Origin of the sequence: Bifidobacterium sp. FKU, assembly GCF_026016385.1 — a bacterium.
Taxonomy (GTDB): Bacteria; Actinomycetota; Actinomycetes; order Actinomycetales; family Bifidobacteriaceae; genus Bifidobacterium; species Bifidobacterium infantis.
On sequence record NZ_CP092888.1, the window covers coordinates 2,214,621 to 2,237,792 of the forward strand.

Annotated in this window: 19 protein-coding genes and 1 pseudogene; 4 read left to right on the forward strand and 16 right to left on the reverse strand. The window is 60.5% G+C overall.

Going from position 1 to position 23,172, the window contains the following annotated elements:
* Positions 1-197 precede the first annotated feature (197 nt).
* From groES to MMB48_RS10075, 3 genes are all read right to left on the reverse strand, one after another.
* A complete protein-coding gene (groES, locus tag MMB48_RS10065; protein ID WP_007053011.1) occupies positions 198-491 on the reverse strand; it encodes a co-chaperone GroES in 294 nt (97 codons plus the stop codon).
* 172 nt (positions 492-663) lie between these two features.
* Positions 664-2,100, reverse strand: coding sequence for a hypothetical protein (locus tag MMB48_RS10070; RefSeq protein ID WP_032743508.1), 1,437 nt, complete (start codon positions 2,098-2,100; stop codon positions 664-666).
* Positions 2,101-2,180: 80 nt separating this feature from the next.
* Entirely contained in the window at positions 2,181-2,846 is a 666-nt protein-coding gene (locus tag MMB48_RS10075; protein WP_032743509.1) for a GNAT family N-acetyltransferase, read from the reverse strand.
* Positions 2,847-2,911: 65 nt separating this feature from the next.
* On the opposite strand from MMB48_RS10075, the gene MMB48_RS10080 reads away from it, so the two are divergent.
* From MMB48_RS10080 to MMB48_RS10090, 3 genes are all read left to right on the forward strand, one after another.
* Entirely contained in the window at positions 2,912-3,652 is a 741-nt protein-coding gene (locus tag MMB48_RS10080) for a 5-formyltetrahydrofolate cyclo-ligase (RefSeq protein ID WP_172664372.1), read from the forward strand.
* Positions 3,653-3,852: 200 nt separating this feature from the next.
* On the forward strand, positions 3,853-4,038 hold the full coding sequence (locus tag MMB48_RS10085; RefSeq protein ID WP_013141327.1) for an FmdB family zinc ribbon protein: 186 nt from the start codon (positions 3,853-3,855) through the stop codon (positions 4,036-4,038).
* Between the two features lie 236 nt (positions 4,039-4,274).
* Positions 4,275-4,844 (forward strand): SAF domain-containing protein, encoded by a 570-nt coding sequence (locus MMB48_RS10090; protein WP_032743512.1) that lies wholly within the window; start codon positions 4,275-4,277, stop codon positions 4,842-4,844.
* 94 nt (positions 4,845-4,938) lie between these two features.
* On the opposite strand, the gene MMB48_RS10095 is transcribed toward MMB48_RS10090, so the two are convergent.
* The 6 genes from MMB48_RS10095 to MMB48_RS10120 all read right to left on the reverse strand — a co-directional run bounded on the left by MMB48_RS10095 (position 4,939) and on the right by MMB48_RS10120 (position 12,451).
* On the reverse strand, positions 4,939-5,139 hold the full coding sequence (locus tag MMB48_RS10095; RefSeq protein WP_012578495.1) for a hypothetical protein: 201 nt from the start codon (positions 5,137-5,139) through the stop codon (positions 4,939-4,941).
* 2 nt (positions 5,140-5,141) lie between these two features.
* The gene (locus MMB48_RS10100; protein WP_012578496.1) at positions 5,142-8,765 is read right to left on the reverse strand and encodes a helicase; all 3,624 of its coding nucleotides are present in this window, start codon (positions 8,763-8,765) and stop codon (positions 5,142-5,144) included.
* A gap of 8 nt (positions 8,766-8,773) precedes the next feature.
* Positions 8,774-10,165, reverse strand: a complete 1,392-nt coding sequence (locus tag MMB48_RS10105; RefSeq protein ID WP_032743513.1) for an FHA domain-containing protein — start codon at positions 10,163-10,165, stop codon at positions 8,774-8,776.
* 251 nt (positions 10,166-10,416) lie between these two features.
* Positions 10,417-10,797 (reverse strand): 50S ribosomal protein L7/L12, encoded by a 381-nt coding sequence (gene rplL, locus MMB48_RS10110; protein WP_012578498.1) that lies wholly within the window; start codon positions 10,795-10,797, stop codon positions 10,417-10,419.
* A gap of 108 nt (positions 10,798-10,905) precedes the next feature.
* The gene (gene rplJ, locus MMB48_RS10115) at positions 10,906-11,427 is read right to left on the reverse strand and encodes a 50S ribosomal protein L10 (protein WP_007053001.1); all 522 of its coding nucleotides are present in this window, start codon (positions 11,425-11,427) and stop codon (positions 10,906-10,908) included.
* Between the two features lie 268 nt (positions 11,428-11,695).
* Positions 11,696-12,451 (reverse strand): hypothetical protein, encoded by a 756-nt coding sequence (locus MMB48_RS10120; protein ID WP_032743514.1) that lies wholly within the window; start codon positions 12,449-12,451, stop codon positions 11,696-11,698.
* A 254-nt stretch (positions 12,452-12,705) separates the two neighbouring features.
* On the opposite strand from MMB48_RS10120, the gene MMB48_RS10125 reads away from it, so the two are divergent.
* Positions 12,706-14,100: an NCS2 family permease gene (locus MMB48_RS10125; RefSeq protein ID WP_012578500.1), complete on the forward strand. Its 1,395-nt coding sequence runs from the start codon at positions 12,706-12,708 to the stop codon at positions 14,098-14,100.
* A 621-nt stretch (positions 14,101-14,721) separates the two neighbouring features.
* Here the strand turns inward: MMB48_RS10125 and MMB48_RS10130 are convergent.
* The 7 genes and pseudogenes from MMB48_RS10130 to MMB48_RS10160 form a co-directional block, all read right to left on the reverse strand.
* On the reverse strand, positions 14,722-17,466 hold the full coding sequence (locus MMB48_RS10130; protein ID WP_032743516.1) for a polyribonucleotide nucleotidyltransferase: 2,745 nt from the start codon (positions 17,464-17,466) through the stop codon (positions 14,722-14,724).
* A gap of 275 nt (positions 17,467-17,741) precedes the next feature.
* Positions 17,742-18,011, reverse strand: a complete 270-nt coding sequence (gene rpsO / locus MMB48_RS10135) for a 30S ribosomal protein S15 (protein ID WP_007053775.1) — start codon at positions 18,009-18,011, stop codon at positions 17,742-17,744.
* A 190-nt stretch (positions 18,012-18,201) separates the two neighbouring features.
* Positions 18,202-19,146 (reverse strand): ATP-binding cassette domain-containing protein, encoded by a 945-nt coding sequence (locus MMB48_RS10140; RefSeq protein ID WP_080714662.1) that lies wholly within the window; start codon positions 19,144-19,146, stop codon positions 18,202-18,204.
* Positions 19,147-19,150: 4 nt separating this feature from the next.
* Entirely contained in the window at positions 19,151-19,969 is an 819-nt protein-coding gene (locus MMB48_RS10145; protein WP_032743519.1) for an ABC transporter ATP-binding protein, read from the reverse strand.
* A gap of 54 nt (positions 19,970-20,023) precedes the next feature.
* Positions 20,024-20,683, reverse strand: coding sequence for a hypothetical protein (locus tag MMB48_RS10150; protein ID WP_032743521.1), 660 nt, complete (start codon positions 20,681-20,683; stop codon positions 20,024-20,026).
* Between the two features lie 151 nt (positions 20,684-20,834).
* A pseudogene (locus tag MMB48_RS10155) lies at positions 20,835-22,071 on the reverse strand (ISL3 family transposase).
* Positions 22,072-22,243: 172 nt separating this feature from the next.
* Complete coding sequence (locus MMB48_RS10160) at positions 22,244-22,930, reverse strand: teichoic acid transporter (protein ID WP_012578510.1); 687 nt, start codon at positions 22,928-22,930, stop codon at positions 22,244-22,246.
* Positions 22,931-23,172 lie beyond the last annotated feature (242 nt).

Below are 23,172 nucleotides of genomic sequence, written 5' to 3' on the forward strand. Positions count from 1 at the left end.
CCAGTGCAGATGCGGTGCAACGCCGAACTCAACTACGTTGCACGCATGTACCTTTATGCATAGCAGGCATGGCTGGGCGTTTGGTGGGAGCGGTTTTCGGCTCCCCTCTCTGAGGGGAGCCCCTTTCCGCCTGGCAAGAGAAAACCCCGACTGTCCGCGGGAACAGTCGGGGTTGTTGAAGTTCGCTAGGCGACTAATCAGCCGAGGATGGCGAGAATGTCGCGGGCGCCGACGATGAGGTAGTCCTCACCCTCGTAGTGGACTTCGGTGCCGCCGTACTTGGAGTACAGCACCTTGTCGCCGACCTTGACATCCATCGGGATGCGCTCGCCCTTGTCGTCACGACGGCCCGGGCCAACGGCCAGGACTTCACCCTGCTGCGGCTTCTCCTTGGCGTTGTCCGGAATATACAGACCGGAAGCGGTCTGGGTCTGGGCCTCGGCCTGCTTGACGATGATCTTGTCTTCCAACGGTGTGAGCTTAATCGACACTGTGGGTCACCTCGTATCTACTTGTAGTTCGATAATGCCGCGCCAGAACGCCTCAAGAGGCTGACGATCACTTGCGTTGTCCCTTTGCGCTAGGACACATCGTAGCGCGATTATTAGCACTCTGCCAACTCGAGTGCTAACGCTGTGAGAGAAAATCGGCGAATCGCAACGCTCAGTTGCCGCGGCGGGCAAGAATGGAGTCCAAGCCTGCGCCCAACGAATCGGTGGTCGCCGCTGGCGCTTCGACGTCGGCACGCTCCTCGGATTCGTGGAATGCAGCTCGCTGGGCGGCGTTTGCAGCCTCGTCACCGGCGTCCGTAGCGACGTTCGTATCGGCATCATCGCGCTGCTCCGACTCAGTGTCTACAGCGTTTCCGGCGCCGACAGCCTTGCCCGCATCGGCGGCCTTGGCATCGTCCGCGGCCTTGACGGCTCGGGCCTCGTCAATCAACTTCTCCGCCACTGCGGGTTCGACAGGTTCCGCCTTGGACACCTGACGGGTCGACTTGATCTCCAAGCTCTCCGGAGCGTTGTCGGCGTTATGCTCTCCACCCAAAGTGAAGGAAATGAGATCCTGCGAGGTGGCCATATCGAAGACATCCAGTGCCCGGGCGGGGCGTACGCTGGCCAGTTCCGACGTAGCGTCGGCAGCGGCATCGTCGCGCTCATCACGCTCGTCACGCACCGTAAGCGATGGTTCAACTCGAGGGGCGACGGACTTATCCGACTTAGTCGACTTATCCGTGCGAGCGGAGGCATCGGGCGCGGCGGAAGATTCACTGGTTTCGGCAGCGGACTTACGGTCAGCGGATTCATCGACCATAGCAGACGGTTCGGCGGCAGGCTTATCGGCGGCGGACTGTGCAGTATCAGACTTATCAGGCTGTTTGGCGTGCTCTCCCGCGACCTGATATGCTGCGGCGGACTGACGCAACGCCTTGGCCTTGGCCTGCTCAATCTCGGCATCGCGTAATGCGCAGCGAATCTGCCGTTGTTCCATGACCTCGGTGACAGCATCCTCAATCTGCTCGGCAGGCGCAGTTACGGCCGCAACCGGTTCGGCCTTGTTCACGCGCTTGCTGTCCTTGGACTCGGCAGACGGTTTCTTGGACCAGCCCGTACCGCTATGGGTCCGCTCGTAGCGGACCACCTTGCGCTCCCATTGCCGGGCCTGGCGTGAGGCATTGGCTCCCAGCACCAGCAGCAGCAGCAACAGCACGAACGGAATAAGAGCAAGCAGCGGGCTGAAATGCAGGGGGAACGATACGGCAAACACCAACACGGTTATGGCAAGCAGGCATACGGCGAGAATCTGCCGGCGGCGGATGGCCGCGCGGCGCAGTTCCCGCACATGGGCGATGTGCTCAGGTGTCAGCCTCGCTGACGGTGTTGATGCTGGCATTGCTGCCCCTTTCGCCTTATACGGCTTGATGTCTCCGAATCGTCTGCCGTTCTCTGCATCAACGATATGCAGAGAAGGCGAATAACGATCCTGCCGATGCTCGTCCACACGTTTCATGCCGTTGGCCGTACGTACGGGCAGCCATACAACGATAATAATCGCCACAATCACCAGCACGACGACAGTGCTCAGTGACTCATAACCCATAGAGTCAAGAATAGGAGACGTACCGACGAACTGGGGCTTTCCGCCCGGGCGTGTCGGAGCGGAATTCTTCCGGTCGACGCTTATCTGGAACCGGCGGCGGCGAGTCTGGCAGAGAACCCTTGCCCCATATCTTCAGCCAACAGCGCAAACGTTACGTGATCGCGCCACTGACCATTTACATACATATACCGCTCGCGCAGTCCCTCATGATGGGCTCCGACCTTACGCACCACAGCCAAAGAACGCGCATTATCCGGCAGAATGGCGATTTCCAGCCGATGCAACGCGGGCCCGAATGGGTCTCCGAGCGCCCAATCGGCAAGCATGGCCAGTGCCATCGGCGCGAATCCGTGGCCGGCGTACCGTTGATCGACCCAATAGCCAACCACGCCGGTACGCATGGCACCATACGCTATGGCTCCCAACGAAATCTGGCCGACGATACGCATCTGGTATTCGATGGCGAAGATCACGCCGACGCCATGCTGCTCGTTACGGCGCTGCCGCTGCACCCATTGATTGAATGTGATGGAGCCGCCACGCATCGGGTCACCGGATTCCCAAGGTGCCAGCCAGTCGTTGTTGCGCCAGCGCACTTCGTTCCAGCCGTCCTCATCATCCATGGTCAGGGGGCGCAGGACTATCGGAAAACCGGGATGGGTGAGACGTGGCGGGCGAATCTGGTGGTCCAGCTTGAACGCCTCTTTAATCGACTGGAAAACTGACACGGCCTTTATTGTAGCCATATGAAGGTCTTGCGCCGCTACCGTGGCCACTTTCGTTTTACGGTGGAAACACTAGACTGTGCGGTATGAGCGAAGTGGGCAGTGGCATGAATATCGGCAGCGACCACAGCGGCACAGAGAAAACAGAGAAGACGGATAAAGCGACGCTGCGCCACCATATACTGTCTCGGCGCAAGCGCGTTCCAGCGGAAGAATGCGGAGCGGCCGGCGAATTGCTGGTGCGACGGTTCCCAGCACACATGATTCAGGATGGTCCCACAGTGGCGGCATATGTGTCGATGGGTTCGGAAATCGAAACCCGGCCACTGTTGCGATGGCTGCTGGCCCATGGCTGCCACGTGTTGGTGCCACGGTTGGGGTCTGGGTTGGAAATTGGCTGGAGTGTGCTGGATTCATTGGAATCCTTGCGCTCGATGGATGCAGTGGGTGGCGCGAACAATGCCGGTAGCTGCAGCTCTCCCAGCACCGTCCATCGCGGACCCGATGAGCCATCCTCTAGCACCGTCCATCACAGACCGGACGAGCCAACTGGCGCAGTTCTACCGCCCGAAGCGTTGGAGAAGGCCGATCTGGTCATCGCTCCGGCTTTGGCAGTGGACCCGCAGGGCAATCGTCTGGGGCGTGGTGCCGGCTGGTATGACCGGGCCTTGGCTCGCCGCAAGCCCGCATGTCCCCTGATTGCGGTGTGCTGGCCGTGGGAGGTGTTGGACACCGATTTGCCGGCCGAACCACATGATGTGCCGGCCGACGGAGTGCTGACGCCGGAGGGATACCGGCGGCTTAGCTCATCGGGCCGGTTGAGCTGACCGGCCGGCCAAGATACTCGGCGCAAGCCAGACTGACCAACCAGCCACGCACACTGGCCGATGGAACCAGAGTGGCAACAGCAAGCTGGCTAGTAAGACCGTAACGCCAATGTGTCAGGGCGGCGACTAGGATATGAACGGTTGCAAGGCATGGTGTTGCACGCCATGCGCGAGAAATATGACTTTGTTGGAGGAATCCGTTGCCTACCTATCATTACCGTTGCAAGAACTGCGGCTATGACTTCACCGAACAGCAGTCGTTCAATGACGACCCGATTACCGTGTGCCCCAAGTGCTCGCAGGAGCAGGTGCACAAGGTGTATTCCGCCGTGCCGATTGAGTTCAAGGGTCACGGATTCTACCGCACCGACAAATCCGGCAAGTAAGGTCGGCTCCCCGTTTTTCCTCGGTAAAAGATGGTGTCGACGGCGGTATGCCGCGGATATTGGCACTACGGGCACTGTCTGTTGCACGGGTTTGAAGCGTTGTGGATAACTTGGCAAGCTAGAACCACATAGGTCGATTCAGCTTGCGCTTACGAAAAACTTCAGGTCATCATGGTTGCATGGTGACCTTTTCGTTTATTAAGCCGCCTGCGCGCGGTTCATTGCGGCGACGGCGCATGGCGGATGCCTTGCGCCGACTTACTGCTGCGTTGTGCGTGGGACTCGCAGTGTTGTTTGGGCTTGAAGCCGTATTGGCCGTGGTAGAGACCGAGCCGATGGTGGTGGCCGCTCGTTCGATTCGACGGGGTGACATTATTCTGGCCGTCGACGTTCAGTTGGCTGCTATGCCGGTATCTGCGATAGGCCCGTCTTGGGCGGGCAATATTGAGGATGTGGTGGGCAAGGTGGCGCAAATCGATATCGAAGCAGCCGATCCCATTTCCACGCATATGGCCAGAGATGCGCCCGTAACACCGACCGGCACTACGGTGATTGAAGTCCGCTTGGCCAGTAGCGTCGACGATGTATTGGCCGGCGATCGGGTGAGACTGGTTTCCGCCGTCGGTTGCGAAGGTGCCGATTGCACGCTGGCCGAGAATGCCACGGTGATGAATGTCGGCAAACCGGATACGACTGGCGCATTGGGAGTCAACGACCGACTGGTGTCGTTCGCAATGCCACCGGAGGCCGCGGCCAAGGTTATGGAGCTGCAACAGGCCGGAGCGATTATGGCCGTTGTGCGCTAGGAAGCGGAATCGGCCTTCGGCCGATGCTGTGTTTTCCTCAGCCGTAGGGCTGCGGAAAACACAGAGTTGGGGCGCACAGAGTGCGCCCCAACTTCTACTCGCGCTCATTGAAAACAGCCCAGTGTGGCGGCAGTTCGCCGAGGATGCGTTTGTCGTCGTCGGATTGCCGTTGTTGGTTGGTCTGCATGTCTCCGGGCTCGAGTTTGACGCCGTCAGCGTCAAACTGCTCAGTGCCCTTCATCACCACGCGCTTGTGCTTGCGCGGTGTGCGCCGTGTAGCCGAGTATTCCGCCATGATTATTCAACCTCGCGGTAGATCTCGCCGATACGGCTGACGATACGGTCGACTTCCTTATCGGGGTTCACAAAGGCGGCGACACTCCAGACGGTCATCACATTCCAGCCCAAGGAAATGAGATCCTGTGCCGACAAACGATGACGCCTGCGCGTGGATTGCACGGACATAAAGTTCGCGTCATCGGTCTGCACGGCCAAGGCAAACGGCTTGTCCTTTAATCCCACCACGAGCGGAATCTTCACGCCCTTGTCGAATCCATAATCAACAGCAGCGTTCAGTCCTCGCGCGCGCAACCTGTCGGCGATATCGTCGAACAGCACGTTGCCGCCTGCCGCACCACGCAGTGGAAGCACCGGACGGTCGTCAAGCTGTTCGGCCCACGTCAACATGGTCTTCAGGAACCGAGAACCGGACTGGTGCAGTCGTTCTTCATCCAAATCTTCGGAACCAAAGGCCGACACAATATCCAAGCTGTGGTCCGCCAATGCCAGGGCATCCAACAACAGTCCGCGACCGCCTGTGCTTTCGAGCGGGCCGAACTGCTGAAGCAGACGTCCATGCGTGGTTTTCGCATAGCACATCGACAGAATCACGTCAGTGGCACGACCTCCGGCCACGTCACGCAAGGAAACCAGCCGCACATGGCGCAGGAATCGGCCCATCGCCTTGGATTTGCCTGCCAACGATTTCAATTCGGCACCCAAGCGTGTGCGGAATGCGTCGGTCAACGTCACGACCACAAGTCGATAGCTGGAAGGAACCACGGCAAAACCGGCGGCACGCTGTGTAATCAGACGCACCACTTCATCAATCTCCGGCTGGCTGGATTCCACCAGGCCAGAAGACATAACCGGCACACCGCTCGCTTCCACACGGTGGAATCGCACCTCACCGGCAGCCGGCTCGGTGGCCACATCATAGCGAACAGGACCATATCCCTCGGATTCAAGGAATGCGGACAGGCGCGGCGCACGGCGAGACGGGGCAGCATCCACCTCGATATGAGGCAACGTGTCGATCAGCTGCTTGACGCTTTCGCTGGTTACCGTCGCGCAGTGGGCGATCACCACCACCTGCTGCACGCGGCCGATGATGGACAGCAACTCGATAGCGGGAATGTGCGCGCACGCATCGAGAATCGCCACATCAGCCAGCACACCCGGCTCGGTGAGTGCGGCGAGCGTACCCGGTGCGGCCACCAGAATCGGCTTGGCCGCGGCCAGAATCTCCGGATGATCACGGCGAATCCTGCTCAGCGACACACTGGAGCGCCCTGCCAGCACGGTGTGCATCTGGTTGGCTTCCTGAGTGCGGGAGAACAGCATGTCGCACAGGCGGCGCATGGATTCCTGCGACACCATCGGTCCGATGGAGCGCACGTGCTCCACATCGACCTGTGCGAAGCGGTCGGATGCGGTCTGCAGCGCGGCACCATCCTGGTTGGAGATGATGGCGGACGAACGCACAATGTCCTCAAACACGGTGGTCCACCAGGCCAGCTGCACTTCGCCGCGCACCTGCTCAACGCTCACTCGGCGAGCGTTGAGATCGGCGACCAGCTCGTTCAGTCCGGCAGAGGCGAATTCCTGCTCCAGCAGGCAACGCTCCGGCAAGGTGTCCAGTGCCTTGCGATCATCCAGCAGTGCTTTCAGGCGTGCTTCCACCTTCTCGAAATCGGCGGTTTCCAGATTGCCACCAGCGGGTGTGGTGGAAAGCACGGTATCCAGCGCGGTCATATTGCTGACCAGCGCCTCTTGGGTGGAGATGATCTCGTCGAGCTTGCTGGGCAGCACCGGCCAACCGCCGTGAGGCACGAACTGATGCCACTGCTCCCCTTGCTTGGCGACTACCTTCAACGCTTCGTGCAAGTCCTCGACCTGCGCGCCGACGCGCAACAGATCCTTGGCTTCCTTGATGTGGCGGCGGCGCTCCCAGAATCCCATCGACGTGCCTTCGGCCTTGCGCTGGCTCTTCGGCTTGGTGGCCTCGATCATGGAGCTGATGTCTCGCTCGAAAATCTCCGGCTGGAACACGTCAAGCACTCGTCGCAGATTCTTCAAAACCGTAACCTGACGCTCCCACTCGCGGGTGGTGGGAGGAACCGGGAATCCGCAGGTCTGCACGGTGCGTGTCACCTGCTCACGGGTGGCGGGCAGGAAGCGACGCAGCAAATCGTCCACGCGCTGGTAGTCGGTTACTGCCTGTTCTTCAGTGGTGATGGACGCCTTGTACCATGCGGTGTCTTCCGGGCCGATGGTGTATTCGCCGAGCTCGCCGGCGCGTTCCATCTTGCCGATCCATGTGTCAATATCGTTGGCGATGCTCAGGGCACTTGACTCGTCAAGTCGAACGTGGGTGGCAGGGTGCGTCGGGAGCACGGAGATACGGGCCAGATTCTGAATGGTCTCGTATGCGGACACATTCCACTTATCGTTGCCCCCGTGCAGGTCGCCCAAGTAGCGGGTCAAGCGCGAGCGCACGCCCACGAGTTCGTCGGCCAGCTGGTCGAATCGCTGGGTGGCGACTCCGGGCTGGAATCCGACTGCGGCAATCAGCTGCTTATCAAGCGCGGCGTTGGCGTGTTCATCGGATACATCCAGTACCTGCGCCTTCATCTCATTGGCGGAGGCCGTCTGGATGAACAGACGCTTCTGCTCGGCCACGCCGGGCACGTACAGCACGGAACGACCATTCATCAGGCAGCGCGATGCGATGGCCACAGCCTGCTCCGCGGTGCCCTTCGGGAAGGTGCCGTCGACCACGATGCTATGGCCGTTGGCGGCAAGCGACGCGGCATATCGCACCGTATTGTCCACATCGCCGACTTCGTACTCGGCATGCGGGTCTACGTCGAAAGGACTGTATTGCGGAATATTGGCGTCTTTGAGCGCGGTGCGGGCGGATTCGTCGCCGGCAAGCGCGTCCAACAGCACATTGCCGGTGGGGCCGTTCTCCAGCTGGTCGATAAACTGTCGGCTTTCGCTGATCATCTGCGACGAGGGGTCCATGAAGCATCCGAGCACAATCTGGCGCTCGATGGCGAAGTCGGAAATACGCTCCGATGCTTCGGACGAAATACGGGCGAACATCGCGGAAGTTTCGGGAGTGCCACTGTCATAGCTGGCACCGTCAAACAGGGAATCCTCATCCAGGAACACCCCCTGCTCACGCAATGCATTGACGAACGCGGCGTTCAGGGTCACGCGACCGGTGAATCGAATGGTGGTCGACAAGCCATCATCCGCGATCGTGACGCTCACCGGGTACAACAGTACCGGCAGCGCGTTGCCCTTCCACGTGGCCACGCCGACCACGAGCGACAACTCCGCCACGCCGGAAATCCTGCGCTTGGCGGCCTGGTCATCCAGTACGCGCCCGATATGGCGTTCGGCGGCCTTAAGCACACCCGTGTCACGGAACAACGAATCCAACCGGACATGGCCGGAAGCGAACAGCTGGGCGATGCCGGAGGGATGGGCATGGGTCATCTCCAGCTTCGCGGCCAGCTGATTCACATCCTCGAGCGGCGATGGCGGCTGCATGCTGCGGTATTGGTCACGCCAGCGACGGATGCGATTCAGACCTTCCGTGAGATTCTGGTTCTGAGTCTGGCTCTGGGTCATCTCTCGACTCACTTTCCAACCGCTTCGCGGTATTCCTGATAGCCCTTGTTGTGAGACAGGGCTTCGTCAATATCGGCCTCGCCACGGGCGGCGAGCCAAGAATACATGTCATCGTACAGGTACGGATTCATGGCGAGGAACGCCAGCAATTCAGGATGACGGGCGACTTCGAACTGAACATTGAAATCTTGCGTGGTTTTTGCCTCGTCAGAGGTCAGGCCATCGACTTCGACTGCCGGCTCCTGTGCTTTCAGCTCGCCCTTGGCCACACGCTCGAACACCGAGCCGGGCTCGAAGACTGGGGTGTGTACGCCCGTGGAGTAGATATCAGACGCTTCGGAGACCGACTGCTGGGCGGTTTCGGTTTCGGCAGCCGGCTGCTGGTCTGCTACGCCTGCTGCGGTGGATTCTTGATATGCTTCGGCTGCGGTCCGCTGCTGATCGTCCGGTACGTCAGCTGCCGGCTGGTCGGTTTCAGACTGGGCGGTTGCCGGCTGAGCGGTCTCAGGCTGGGTGTTTTCAGACTGGACGTTTTCGGCTGACTTGCTTGCGCCAGCCGCTGCATCGGATTCAACAACCGCCGCCGATGCCACTGCCGGCTCGCTTGTGCTGGGAGAGTGCTTAACGACAGCATGGGCGATGGCATCTACCGGGACAATACCGGAGATTCTGCTGTGCTTGGACGCGGGCGCTACGGTCGACGACTCAGGCTCAGTTTGCTGCTTCGGCAGTACCACGGAGTCCATGGCCTGCTGGGTTTTGCGTTCGGTCTCCTGCTCGGCATGCTGGGCCAGCGCATCCGCGAACAGGTCACGGGGTATGGCCGGCTCATCGTTTTTCGTCACGGGCTGCGTGATATTCAGTGAGCCAAGTTCAAGTTCGTCAACCTTGCGTCGCACATTATCCGCGCTGAAGATGGCGGTCGGCTCGCCGGCCCGCAAATCAAGAATATCGTCGACGGACATATCCGCCGCATCCGGCTCCTGCGGTGCTTCGTGAACCGCATAGCCAAACAAATCAGGCACCTTGAGGTCGAGCGGCTTTGCCACTGGATCGTCGAGACGAATGAAGTCCGCAGGCACATCACCGAACTGCATGCGCATGGGAGACGCCGGCAACAGGAACTCGGTATTGGCCGGCAAGCGCAACAAATCGCCATTTTCCCGCACCACATACGATCCATTGGTCGATCCAAGATCGCGGACCGAGGCTGTACCGTTGCTCTTTACCGTGAACATGGCGTGCCGTTTGGACATCGATTTGGTTTGATCGGCGACGTCAAGGCGGGTGTTGCCATCATCGGCAAGGGGGCGTAACGGCTTACGGCCGATTTCCACGCACTCCCCCGGCTTGACGCTGATCCGGTCGACACCGTTGATCTTCACCGTCCACTCGCTCACCGTGACCGCCTTCCTGGACACACTATTTGAACACACTATGTGCCATTGTGTCATCTTTTACCGGCTTTTGGCGGATTACTGGGCACAGAATTGACAACTTTCGCTCATTGCCAGCTTTGTGATTCCACGCCGGATCGCGTTCTCCGCCTCGCCCTCGTCAACTAGTCTACTCAGTATGCGGAAACCCCGCAGCCTGAAACACAGGTGCGGGGTTCCTCGAAAAGCTGTGATTGCGGCTTATGCCGCACAAATCACTTGAGCTCGACGGAGGCACCAGCCTCTTCCAGCTGAGCCTTGGCCTTCTCGGCATCTTCCTTCTTGGCCTTCTCGAGGACGGCCTTCGGAGCGCCGTCGACAAGAGCCTTGGCCTCGGCCAGGCCGAGGGAGGTGATGGCGCGGACAGCCTTGATGACCTGGATCTTCTTGTCGCCGACGGCGGAGAGGATGACGTCGAACTCATCCTTCTCTTCCTCGGCCGGAGCGGCGGCACCGGCAACAGCGGCGACGGCGGCGACCGGAGCGGCGGCCTCGACGTCGAACTTCTCCTCGAAGGCCTTCACGAACTCGGAGAGCTCGACCAGGGTCATCTCGCCGAAGGCTTCCAGCAGCTCATCGTTGGTGTACTTAGCCATTATGGCTTCCTTTCAATCTTGGCGGCGGACGAAGTGGTAGATCCGCTGCCTAATAAACCTTATTGTTTAAATTATCGAAGCGACTGATTCATGCCGTGAGGGCGTAAATCAGGCAGCCTTCTCCTGCTTTTCGCGCAGGGCGTCGATCGTGCGCACAGCCTTGGTAGGCAGGGCGTTGAACAGGTACGCGGCCTTGGCCATCGATGCCTTGATGTCGCCGGCGAATTCGGCAAGCAGCTGCGGGCGAGACTTGAGGTCTGCCAGCTTCTTGGCGCCCTCGGCATCGTAGACAGTGCCGTCAGCGGCGGCACCCTTGATGACAAGAGCCTTATTGTCCTTGGCGAAGTCACGGATGACCTTCGCAGCCTCGATGAAGTCGCCCTTCACGAAGGTGATGGCGGTCGGGCCGGAGAGAATCTCGTCGAGACCCTCAATGCCCGCTTCCTTGGCGGCGATGCGTGCCAGCGTGTTCTTTGCCACGGTGTAGGAAGTATCGCGGCCTAGCTTTTCACGCAGATCGGAAATCTGCGGAACGGTAAGCCCGCGGTACTCGGTCAGGTAGACGGCGTCAGCGTTACGGAATTCTTCCGTAAGCTGAGCGACTACCGCTTCCTTTTCGGGCCTCTTCATGGCGTTCCTTCCTAAGTCGGCCGTTGACTTGGAGTTCGGAACTTTCGGCCGGGCAACAAAAAAGCCCTGCACACAGGCAGAGCAATACAATCTCGCGAAGCGACCTTCGCCGGCCCTTGACGGGCTTATATCTCTCAACCTGCGCTGGCTTGGCGAACCAAACTTCGGAAATGCGCTCGCGCGCACTTCAACCAACGGTCTGTGGTTTACAGATGATTAGACTACGGATGGTCAGCGACATTGCAGAATTCGGGCGTGTCGCGGGGCGTTACATCGCGGCGGCGTACTGGGCTACGGACGCGGTGACTTCCTTCAGATAGTCGAGCGAGCGACGCCAGTGGCCGGGCACCTCGATCGAATGGTTGGCATCCGGGCATTCGTGCACGTGCGGGGTGAGCGCGTTGGCGCGGGCTCGATCGTAGAACGGATCGGCGGTGCCGGCGCAGATCAGCGGTGCCGGGCCGGAGTATCGGGAGCTGGCGGCGTGCGACTGGCCGGCCAGTTCTGCGCGGATGATCGCCCTTGCTTCGGCCACGCTCGGGGCCTCGGATTCGGCGACGATATCATCGCCGACAGCCGGCACCGGAATCACCCGGGCGGATGGATCGAAGTCGGCGTGATGCAGCACCGGGGTCAGCAGCACGAACGGCAGACCGTAGTGTGAGGCCACATGTGGGTAGGTCATCGTCGTCAACGACTTGCCGATCAGCAACAGGCGAGGGCCGGACGGGGTGTCGGAATCACCGGCTTTACCCGCGCCGGACTCGCGCGCGGCGGCCACCCAGCCGTCAATCGCCTGATTGAGGACCGGAATCACCGTGGACAGGTCGTCGGAAGCGTTGCGTACGTTCATGCGGTCGATTCGCCAGCCGGCCTCGACCAGAGCCTGGGCCGACCAGTAGAGCAGCGGGCGGTCGCAGTTGTAGCCGGTGCCGGGCATCAGCAGTACGCGGCCGTACTCCTGGCCGGGTTTGACGACGTTCTTCTTCCAAGAGGTGATGCTGACTTCGACGGCCGGCTTCATCGCGCGCCTTCCTTCCACGGGTGTGCCCTGCGTGTCCCCTGAGTTGTTCCGAATTATTCTGGCAGTCAGTCTACTCCCGGACCCGTTCACGTTACCTTCACAAGCTATAATCGGCCACGGTTCTGATTGGGTGCGCAACACCTGACGCGCGTTGGGCAGGCCGATCAGGGCGAGTCGCAATTCTCGCCGGGGCCAGCCGCAGCATTATGCGCGCGGTGCGCAGCCCCGCATAAACCCAAGGAAGTAGAGAGTAGATGGAGAAATTCTTCCATTTGAAGGAAAACGGCACGACCGTCTCGACTGAGATTCTGGCCGGCCTGACCACGTTCTTCGCGATGGCCTACGTCATCGTCGTCAACCCGCAGATCCTGTCGCAGACGGGCATGCCGTGGGGCGGCGTGTTCCTGGCCACCATCATCGCCGCCATCATCGGCACCCTGGTCATGGGCCTGTTCGCCAACGTGCCGTACGCCCAGGCCGCCGGCATGGGTCTCAACGCGTTCTTCACCTACACCGTATGCTTCGGCCTCGGCTTCACCTGGCAGCAGACCATGTGCATGGTGTTCCTGTGCGGCCTGATCAACATCCTCATCACCGTCACCAGAATCCGCAAGATGATCATCCTGGCCATCCCCGAGCCTCTGCAGCGCGCCATCGGCGGCGGCATCGGCCTGTTCGTGGCCTACGTGGGCATGCTGAACGTCGGACTGATCAAGTTCACCCCCGGCGACCCGAAAGCCGCGGCCAAGGGAGGCGCCGTGGCGGCGACCCCGGGTCTGGCCGATTTCAACGACAAGGTGCTGTGGGTCTTCCTGATCGGCCTCGTACTGGCCATTGTGTTCACCGTGATGAAGGTTAAGGGCGGCATGCTGCTGGCCATCGCCATCACCACCGTGATTGGCATCCCGTTCGGCGTGACCACCTGGTCCAACTCGCAGTCCATCAGCGAAACCTTCTCCCAGCTGCCGCAGACCTTCGGCGCGATCTTCTCCGCTGAGGGCTTCCCGGCGCTGTTCTCCGACGTCTCTAAGCTGCCTCTGGTCATCGTGACCATCTTCGCCTTCTCCATGTCCGATACGTTCGACACCCTGGGCACTTTCATCGGCACCGGCCGCCGCACCGGCATCTTCTCCGCCGAGGATGAGAAGGCTCTGGAGAACGGCCACGGCTTCTCCTCCAAGATGGACAAGGCCCTGTTCGCCGACTCCATCGCCACCTCCATTGGCGCTATCTGCGGCACCTCGAACACCACCACCTACGTCGAGTCTTCCGCTGGCATCGCCGCAGGTGGCCGCACCGGCCTGACCTCCGTGGTTGTGGCGATCTGCTTCGCCCTGTCCGCGTTCCTGGCCCCGGTCGTCTCTGCCGTGCCGTCCGCCGCGACCGCCGGCGTGCTGGTGATCGTCGGCTGCATGATGGCCGCCTCCCTGAAGGAAGTCAGGTGGGACGACATCGCCGAGGCCATTCCGGCGTTCTTCGCCGCCGTGTTCATGGCCTTCTCCTACTCCATCTCCTACGGCATCGCCGGCGGCTTCATCATGTACTGCATCGTGAAGACCTGCAAGGGCAAGGCCAAGGAGGTTCACCCGATCATCTGGATTGTGGCCGCGCTGTTCATTCTGGACTTCGTGTGCATGGCGATTCTGTAACGCTGATTGACAACGGATTAGCCTTTAAGGATTAATCCGCCGCCATACGGCATAAAGGCCGGGCTCTCACAAGGGCCCGGCCTTTGTTGTTGCCACAGTGATCAACGCCCATGAGTACCTTCGATGATCATCCGCCATTCAATCAACGGCTGGCCATGACTCGGACATGGCGCGGCACGGCAAGCGGATTTTGCTGTTGGGCAACAACAGACGAGAGAATAGATCCGGTCGTGAGCAACAGGATAGGTGCCATGCGGTGCCGTGTACAAACTGTTGTCAGTTGTCAACGCTTTTTAGCGTGGCTCCAATCATCTTAATGGCTGTTTTCCGCCATTCTTGATGCATGAGAATAGTTGTCAACTGACAACTGAATGTACATGGCAGCAGCACGAGTGCCCTATTCAACATCGAAATATGTAGCGCGAAGAAGCCGAAAAACCAAAAGGCTTCTATACCGAATGAAACGGTATAGAAGCCTTTTGGTTTGCGATTAAGCTCTTCTCACCCGAGAGAAGCTAGAGAACGATCAGTCCTCGAATGCCGAACCGTTAAGCGGGAAGCCCGGTGGGCTTCCCGTAGGTGAGGGGAGCGGCTATGCCGCGACCGATCCGTGAGAGGGCTTTAGTCCTCGAACGGATCAAAGTCGCGACGGACGCGGCGACGCGGGCGCTCAGTACGCTCTTCGCGGTCAGCGCGGTAGTCGTCGTAGTTGTCGTCAGTGGCATAGCGCGGGTTGCGGTCCGAGCCACGGCCACGGCCGCCACGGAAACCGCCACGGCGGTCATCACGATCGCCACGGTCATCACGATCGGCAGAACGACGGCGACGCGGACGATCATCATCACGGGAGTCGCGAGCATCACGGTCATCACGATCATCGAAGTCACGGTCGGCAGAACGACGGCGACGCGGACGATCATCATCGCGATCATCGCGATCGAAGTCACGGTCATCGGAGCGACGGCGACGCGGACGGTCGTCGTAATCATCCTCGAAGTCATCGGAGCGACGGCGACGCGGACGGTCGTCACGATCGTCGAAGTCACGGTCATCGCGATCGGAGCGACGGCCACGGCCGCCACGGCGATCGTCACGATCACCACGGCCACGGCCGCCACGGCGGTCATCGCGATCGCCACGGCTCGGTCGGGCGTTGTTCTCCTGATCCTCGAAACCAGGGATGGCCAGGGAGATCTTGCCGCGATCATCGACACCCTGAACGATCACCTCAACGGTGTCGCCTTCCCTGAGCACGTCTTCGACGGCGTCAATACGCTCGCCGTTGGCCAGGTTGCGGATCTGGGAGATGTGCAGCAGGCCGTCGGTGCCGGGGGTGAGGTTCACGAAAGCGCCGAACGACGTGGTCTTGACGACCTTGCCGTTGTAGGTTTCGCCGGCCTCGGGCACGTGCGGGTTGGCGATGGAATCGATGATGGACTTGGCCTTCTTAGCGGCCTCGCCACCCTCGGAGGAGATGAAGACGGTACCGTCATCTTCGATGGCAATTTCAGCGCCGGTATCTTCCTGAATCTGGTTGATCATCTTGCCCTTCGGGCCGATGACTTCGCCGATCTTCTCAACCGGGACGGAGGTGGTGATGATGCGCGGAGCGAACTCGCTCATCTCGGCCGGGCCGTCGATGCACTCGTTGATGACCTCGAGAATCGTGGCGCGGGCTTCCCTGGCCTGCTGCAAAGCGGCGGCCAGGATATCGGCGGGGATGCCGTCGAGCTTGGTGTCGAGCTGCAGGGCAGTGATGAACTCGGAAGTACCGGCCACCTTGAAGTCCATGTCGCCGAAGGCATCCTCGGCACCCAGGATATCGGTGAGGGTCTTGAAGATGTGCTTGCCATCAACGTCGCCGGACACGAGGCCCATGGCGATGCCGGCAACCGGGGCCTTCAGCGGCACGCCGGCAGCCAAAAGGCTCAGCGTGGAGGCGCACACGGAACCCATCGAAGTGGAACCGTTGGAACCGATGGCCTCGGAGACCTGGCGGATGGCGTAGGGGAACTCTTCGCGGCTCGGCAGCACCGGCACGAGAGCCTTCTCGGCGAGGGCACCATGGCCGATTTCGCGGCGCTTCGGGGATCCGACGCGACCGGTCTCACCAGTGGAGTACGGCGGCATCTCGTAGTTGTGCATGTAGCGCTTGGACTGCGGACCGGACAGCGCGTCGATCTGCTGCTCCATCTTGAGCATGTTCAGGGTGGTGACGCCCAGAATCTGAGTCTCGCCACGCTGGAACAGGGCGGAACCGTGCACGCGAGGCACAATGTCCACCTCGGCGGACAGGGTGCGGATGTCGCGCAGGCCACGGCCGTCGATGCGGTAGTCCTCGGTCAGGATGCGGCGACGCACGATCTGGCGCTGCAGTTCCTTGAAGGCGTTGCCGAGTTCCTTGTCCTTCTCGGCGTCGTCCATGTCGGTGAACTCGTCCGCGAGCACCTCGCGCACGTGCTCCTTGATCTCGTGGATGCGGTCCTGGCGCGGCAGCTTCTCGGCGATGGAGAGGGCCTCGTTCAGATCCTGATGGGCGATCTCGTCGATGCGGGCATACAGCTCGTCGGTGTACTCCGGGAAGAGCTGGAATTCCTTGGTCTCCTTGGCGGCGATCTTCTTGAGCTCATCCTGAGCCTCGCAGATCACCTTGATGAACGGCTTGGCGGCTTCAAGACCACCGGCCACGACCTCCTCATCGGGCTTGGTCTGACCCTCGTCATAGATGAGGTGCCAGGCGTTCTTGCCGGCACCCGCCTCGATCATGGCGATGGCAACATCACCGTTCTCGATCACGCGGCCGGCGACCACGATCTCGAACACGGCGCGCTCACGCTCGCTCCAACGCGGGAAGGCGACCCACTGGCCGTCGATCAACGCCAGACGCACACCGGAGACCGGGCCTTCGAACGGCAGGCCGGAGATCATGGTGGAGGCGGAAGCGGCGTTCAGGGCGATGACATCGTAAGCGTCATCAGGGTTCACGGCGAGCACGGTCTCGACGACCTGCACTTCGTTGCGCAGGGTGTGCGGGAACAGCGGGCGCAGCGGGCGGTCGATGATGCGGCAGGCGAGGATGGCCTCGGAGCTCGGGCGGCCTTCACGGCGGAAGAACGAGCCCGGAATCTTGCCGGCAGCGTACATCTTCTCTTCAACATCGACGGTCAGCGGGAAGAAGTCGTAGTTCTCCTTCGGGCTGGAACCGGCGGTGGTGGTGGACAGAATCATGGAATCGTCGTCGAGGTAGGCGGCCACAGCGCCATCGGCCTGCTGGGCGAGGCGGCCGGTCTCGAAGCGCAGCGTGCGCTTGCCAAACGATCCATTGTCGATTACGGCCTCAACGGCCTTGATTTCGGGACCCTCCATAGGGTTCCTCCTTCTTTAATTTTCTAATTATTCCTACATACTGTGCTGCGGTTTGGCGACTCGCTTGAACCGCAACTGTCCTCTTCAGCGGACGTCACATACCTTGTTTCGACTGGCCCCTTGGCCGTCGTTCCTCGTGTCAACCCCTTCATTCGGGTTCTCCTGTCGGCCTTACCTGCTGGCCTATCCTCTAACCCTCTTGCCGTTGTTGCCGTTGGCTGGCGATATGTAAAACGCCCGAGCACCATCCTAGGTACTCGGGCGGAAGTCTTCAATTATCGACGCAGACCCAGACGCTCGATGAGGGAACGGTAACGGTTGATGTCAACGCGCTTGAGGTAGTCAAGCAGGCGACGACGGTCACCGATCATCAGCTGCATACCACGACGGGAGTGGTGGTCGTGCTTGTGCTCCTTGAGGTGCTCGGTCAGGTCGGCGATACGCTTGGACAGCAGAGCCACCTGGACCTCGGGGGAACCGGTGTCACCTTCGTGCGTCGCGTACTCGTTGATAATCTGGGTCTTCTCGTCAGCCGTCAGTGCCACGGCGTCCTCCTTATTGTGTCGTTGCGCGGTGTTTCGTGCAGGTTCGCTCGAAACGCTCTCTATCCGCGGGCGAAATTACGCCAAATGAAAACTATACGGCAGGGGCCGGACTGGGGCCTCATGAGCCGAGGGTGTAAGGGATAAGGTGTAAAGGGTAAAGGTTTAAAGGCGTAAGGGTGTAAGGGGACACTCACTCCTGCCGGTACAGCCGCGAATACAATCCGCCGGCCTGCAGCAGTTCGTCATGCGTACCGGATTCGACGATCTGCCCATGATCCATGACATGGATGCGGTCGAAATCCCGAATCGATGCGAGTCTGTGCGCCACGACGATGCACGCATTGTCGGAGTCGAGCAACGCCGTCATGACATGTCGCTCGGTATCGTTGTCCAGAGCACTGGTGGGTTCGTCCATAAGTAGGAAGTCCGGTCTTCCGACGACCGCACGCGCGATGGCGACCTTCTGCCGTTGGCCGCCGGACAGGTTCATGCCGCGTTCACTGACCATGGCGTCCAAGCCGACGACCGGATCCATCATCCCCTCGTTGATGCCGGCAACCTCGCACGCCCTGACGATGTCGTCATCCGTCAGCCACGGACGGTGCAGCGTGATATTGTCGCGCAAGGTTTCGTAGAACACCGTGGATTCCTGATGCACATACGCCAGCCTGCCGGCCTTCCATCGGCTGTCCGCGTCGTAAATCCGGCATCCGCCGTCGTTGATGGTCACCGTGCCACAGACGGGTTCGATGAGTCCGGCGAGCAGTTTCAGCAGCGAGGCAAGCAGCATCGTCGCGACCAACGGCGGGAAACCGCTTTGGGCGGCGAGCGACCCATGGTCGACCATATAGCCGGTGCCTGCGGGCACGATCAATGTCAGTCCCTGGACGACGAGCGAGGACAGCAGGCTCAGACCGATGGCGGGCATGTTCCGGCGGAGGAACCCGGTCAGGATGGAGACGGTTCCGCTACGAGGCCGTATGGGAATGGTTGCGCAGCCGTCGTTTGTCGGTTGCGGAATCAGCACCGCGCCAGAACAGTGGGCCGCGAGTTCGCCGGGCGTATAGGCATGGCGCCCATTCGCCGGGTCAGCGATGCGCCTTGTTCGATAAACGGGACACGGTGGCGATGCCATGATCTCATGCTTGCCGTCCGTGCGCGGGAAGGCCGAAGTCGACGTGCGTGCGGTCACGCCCGAGCGTGGACGCCTTGGTGAACGCCTCATAGTCGTCGAATTCGGCGAGCATCATATCCTTGACGAGGTGTTTGTCGTCAAGGATGATGATCCGGTCGGCCACATTCCAACAGTATTCGAGGTCATGGGTGACGGTGAGCAAAGTGCGCTCGTCGGCGCGAAGCTGGTTGACGTAATCGACGAGCAGCGAGCGGGTGATCGGATCGATGGCGTTGCTTGGCTCGTCGAGCATGATGACATGCGGGTCGAACAGCATGCCGGCGACGATGCCGACCCGTTTGCGCAGACCGGTCGAGAGTTCCGCCACCTTCTTGTCGAGATGCCCCTCCAATTCGAAGGCACGGACGAGCGGCTCATCCTCCAGCCGTTTCGAGTCGACGGTATGGCCGCCGTCCGCGATTCCCTTGCCGGACCGGAACAGCAGTTGCCGGAAGTGGATGTTGTCACGCACGGTCATCGTGCCGACGAGATTGCCGTTCTCGGTCATCTGGAACACGTCGCGCATCGACGGCACCCGACGCCTATCGATCACGCATCGCCCTTCACGTGGGCGCAGCAGTCCGACGATGAGTCTGAACAGCGTGGTCTTGCCGACGCCGTTGTATCCGAGGATCGCCAGCGACTGGCCTTCCGGCACGGTGAAGTCGATGTCCTCCAACACGGTCTGTTTCTTCTTGTAGCCGAAAGTGACGTGTTCGACGGCGATGATGGCATGTTCGCCGTTGTCGGTGCGGTCGGCGTGGTTGATGTGGTCGGCGGTCATATTGTCTTTCCTTGTCGTCGATTCGGTTGTGTTCGTATCCGTCATGTCCGGATGTCACAGCTCGATATTGGTGTTGATAAAATATCGACAGAATACTCCGGTTGAAATACCGATGGCGACCACTACCAATACGACATAACCAACCGAGAACAGGCACAGCGGCATCACGTTGACGACCACAAGCATATATGCCAATTGGAGCAGGACCGCAATCAACACCAAAACCAGTTGTGCCATTGTCGGATCGCTGTTCCGGGAGACATAAACCATCGGCATTGCGCCCAAAGAACAGACGATTGTTCCTAAGACTGATACGATAAGAGCACCAATTGCATCATCTGCTCCAGCGGTTATCTGAAAGCCTGATGACAAAACACGCATAAAAGCCAGATTTAAAAGCACGGAAATCACTGTCAGGATAACAGGAAACAGGCATTTACACCAGCAGTAGCTCCAATAGGAACGACCAGACTGTGTATAGAGCTCAAACAGTCCATCTCGGAAATCCTGATACAGGATGGAGACCATCACCGAGCATGACGAACAGATGAAAAACGGTCCAAACAAGACAGCCCAAGTAAATGGGTCTAGAATGCCTGCGCCACTGACACCCATCTCCACGAATATTGCCGTGACCATAAGGATAAGAACCATACCCCAGTTCTTGAATGACTGGAAACATGCCTTGCAGTCACGAAACAGAATCGCCTTCATGCCACTTCCCCTTAACGATAACAAGTGTCAGGTATGGGTAATCATCGTACTGATACGTTCTTCAGAAATGTATAATCGGTACGTTCTTCAGTATACAAGGCTTAAAAAAAAACAAATAAAACGGCTATTCGCTGTTTGTGGTGGGTGATGGTCAAGTGGTGGCGACGGCTTTGAGGTCGAGTCTGCCGCAGGTCAGGTAGATCATGGTGGCGGAGTGGTCCATGTTCCTGAAGCCGCGGGCCCGTCGTTTGACGTTCCGGATGACGCCGTCGGCGCCCTCGAGCACGGCGTTGGCGTACGGGTGCCCGAAGTAGGCGACGATCTCGGCGAAGCGGCGTCGGACCATGCGGGCGAAGTCCTTCATCGGCTCGAGCCCCGAGTGCATCATCCACGAGCACAGGCGATGCAGGCGCACCCACGCCTCGGACGGGGTGCGGCTGTCCGCGTAGACGTCCTGCAGGACCTCGCGCATCCGGCAGGCGCGGCCGGTCCTCAACCGTCGCCCCGTCAGGTTGCGCCTGGCCTCCACCTGCAGTTCGGCCAGGCTTTCCCCGTTCCTGAGCCACAGGTACTCGGCCCGTTTGAGCAGCGGGTCGGAGCGGCCCTCCGTCTTCCCGGCCTTGTCGACGGCCCCATTGGCGTGCCTGGCCACATGGAACCTGTCGACGATCCGCCGCGCATGGGGCAGATGCCCACGGATGCCCTTCCGGGGAGCCCGGGCTCATGTCGCAGGCGACCAGACGCACATACTCCGGGACCCCGTTGTGGCCCATGAAACCACGCGAGAACCGTTCGACCGTGGCCGGGTCCCTGCCCGGCGTCACGTTGACGACATCGTGCTCCACGAGACCGGCGACCACGGTGATGCAATCGCGGCCCCCGCGGCCGGTCCCGTCGATGCCGACGGCCTCCACACCCATGTAGCCCTCCAGCCTCCTCGCCTCGTCGACGTAACGGGCGACGGACCGCCACAAACGGGTATCGGTCTCGTCCAATTGCCCGGCGAGCGTGCCGGCGGGCAGGCGGCGGGCCACCTCCACCGCCCACGCCTCGAACAGGAGCGTGAACCCGCCGCCCGGCCTCGCCCACGGGACGGGCACCGTCCCCACCCCGTGCTCGGGACACGTGACGCGGGGCATGGCGGCGTGGATGAACGCCTTGCACCGGAAGAAGTCCGGATGCCGCCACACACGCCCCCGCCTGTCACGCACCGGGCAGGCGTCTTCCCGGCAGCCTGTCCCGGGACAATGGAAGCGGGCGCCGGGCTCGAAGCCGATCATGATGCGCAGCTCCCGCCGGCCGCCGTCGGCGTCACGGAAGTCCACGGACCCCACCTTCCAAGGTGACTGCAACCGAAGCGCGGCGGTGAACAGGTGAGAGGCATCCATGCCTCCAACCTACCCGACCGGCATCACCCCGCACCCAAACCACCCACCACAAACAGCGAAAGGCCAACAAATATAACACATCATATAAGTACTGAAGGGAGCAGCACACGGTTTGCGCGGTGGTGAGCAGTGAGTGGTGAGTACTGAGCGACGTACGGCGACTCACGTACGCTCACACAGTGGTGAGCAATCCGCCAAACAACACCACGAGCAGGGCGATGGTTTCAATCACGAAGTACAGAATGAAACTCGCCCAGCTTTTGGTCAGCACGTTCAGCGGCGAGGTCTTCCGGATAATCACCAGCAGACCAACAAACACCAGGGCATATACGGCGATGCCGATCGCCGCACCCATAATGCCCAGGTTCGCGGCATTCGCCAGGCCGGCCTGCTTGCCGTAGACCACGTACGTGGAATACCAGAAATTGAGATTGAGCATGCTGAGTCCCGCGATGAACTGCTCGCCGGCCAACCCGATCACAAATACAATCAGCCACGGCCAGGACGGCGAGACGACCACCGCCATCGCCAATCCGACGTACGCGATCACCACGGCCACCCAACCGACCAGCGCGATGCCTTGCGGAGACACTCCCCCGAGCACGGCCACAATGGAGTCAGTATTATTTACCGCCAACGAGCGACCGAACCAGTACGGCGCGATGATGGCGCACAGTACGGCAAGAATAATCAGCGCCCAACGCAACGGATGCGAACGACGGCGCTCGATATCCGCCAGAGACAAATCGGTCTCGGGTATGGAAGCCTCGGGGTGCTTGGAAACCTCGACGGTCTCTAGTTTGCCGCCCACGATTTCCGTCGCCTCGTTAGGTTCTTGCTCGTTGGATTCCTGCTCCATGCACCGCCTCGCCGATTACCTGCTCATTGCCGATTATTGCGATGCCCATCTTAGCGTGCGTGTTGGGCAAGTCTCCGATACGATCGATTACTCGCCCTGGTCCTCACCATGATCCTCGCTACGATTCTCCTTATCCGAATCCGCGGGAGCAACGTCATTATTGCCCGCAGACAAGCCCCGCTCGCCCGATTCGCGTTTCGGAAGCGAGAAAGATGATGCCCTGCTCCCCCGTCGCCCGCCAT

Coding starts and splice junctions, on each gene's coding strand:
- MMB48_RS10070 (WP_032743508.1), bottom strand. CDS start 2,100: ATGGGTTATGAGTCACTGAGCACTGTCGTCGTGCTGGTGATTGTGGCG.
- MMB48_RS10075 (WP_032743509.1), bottom strand. CDS start 2,846: ATGGCTACAATAAAGGCCGTGTCAGTTTTCCAGTCGATTAAAGAGGCG.
- MMB48_RS10080 (WP_172664372.1), top strand. CDS start 2,912: ATGAGCGAAGTGGGCAGTGGCATGAATATCGGCAGCGACCACAGCGGC.
- MMB48_RS10090 (WP_032743512.1), top strand. CDS start 4,275: ATGGCGGATGCCTTGCGCCGACTTACTGCTGCGTTGTGCGTGGGACTC.
- MMB48_RS10095 (WP_012578495.1), bottom strand. CDS start 5,139: ATGGCGGAATACTCGGCTACACGGCGCACACCGCGCAAGCACAAGCGC.
- MMB48_RS10100 (WP_012578496.1), bottom strand. CDS start 8,765: ATGACCCAGAGCCAGACTCAGAACCAGAATCTCACGGAAGGTCTGAAT.
- rplL (WP_012578498.1), bottom strand. CDS start 10,797: ATGGCTAAGTACACCAACGATGAGCTGCTGGAAGCCTTCGGCGAGATG.
- rplJ (WP_007053001.1), bottom strand. CDS start 11,427: ATGAAGAGGCCCGAAAAGGAAGCGGTAGTCGCTCAGCTTACGGAAGAA.
- MMB48_RS10120 (WP_032743514.1), bottom strand. CDS start 12,451: ATGAAGCCGGCCGTCGAAGTCAGCATCACCTCTTGGAAGAAGAACGTC.
- MMB48_RS10125 (WP_012578500.1), top strand. CDS start 12,706: ATGGAGAAATTCTTCCATTTGAAGGAAAACGGCACGACCGTCTCGACT.
- MMB48_RS10130 (WP_032743516.1), bottom strand. CDS start 17,466: ATGGAGGGTCCCGAAATCAAGGCCGTTGAGGCCGTAATCGACAATGGA.
- MMB48_RS10140 (WP_080714662.1), bottom strand. CDS start 19,146: ATGGCATCGCCACCGTGTCCCGTTTATCGAACAAGGCGCATCGCTGAC.
- MMB48_RS10145 (WP_032743519.1), bottom strand. CDS start 19,969: ATGACCGCCGACCACATCAACCACGCCGACCGCACCGACAACGGCGAA.
- MMB48_RS10150 (WP_032743521.1), bottom strand. CDS start 20,683: ATGAAGGCGATTCTGTTTCGTGACTGCAAGGCATGTTTCCAGTCATTC.
- MMB48_RS10160 (WP_012578510.1), bottom strand. CDS start 22,930: ATGGAGCAGGAATCCAACGAGCAAGAACCTAACGAGGCGACGGAAATC.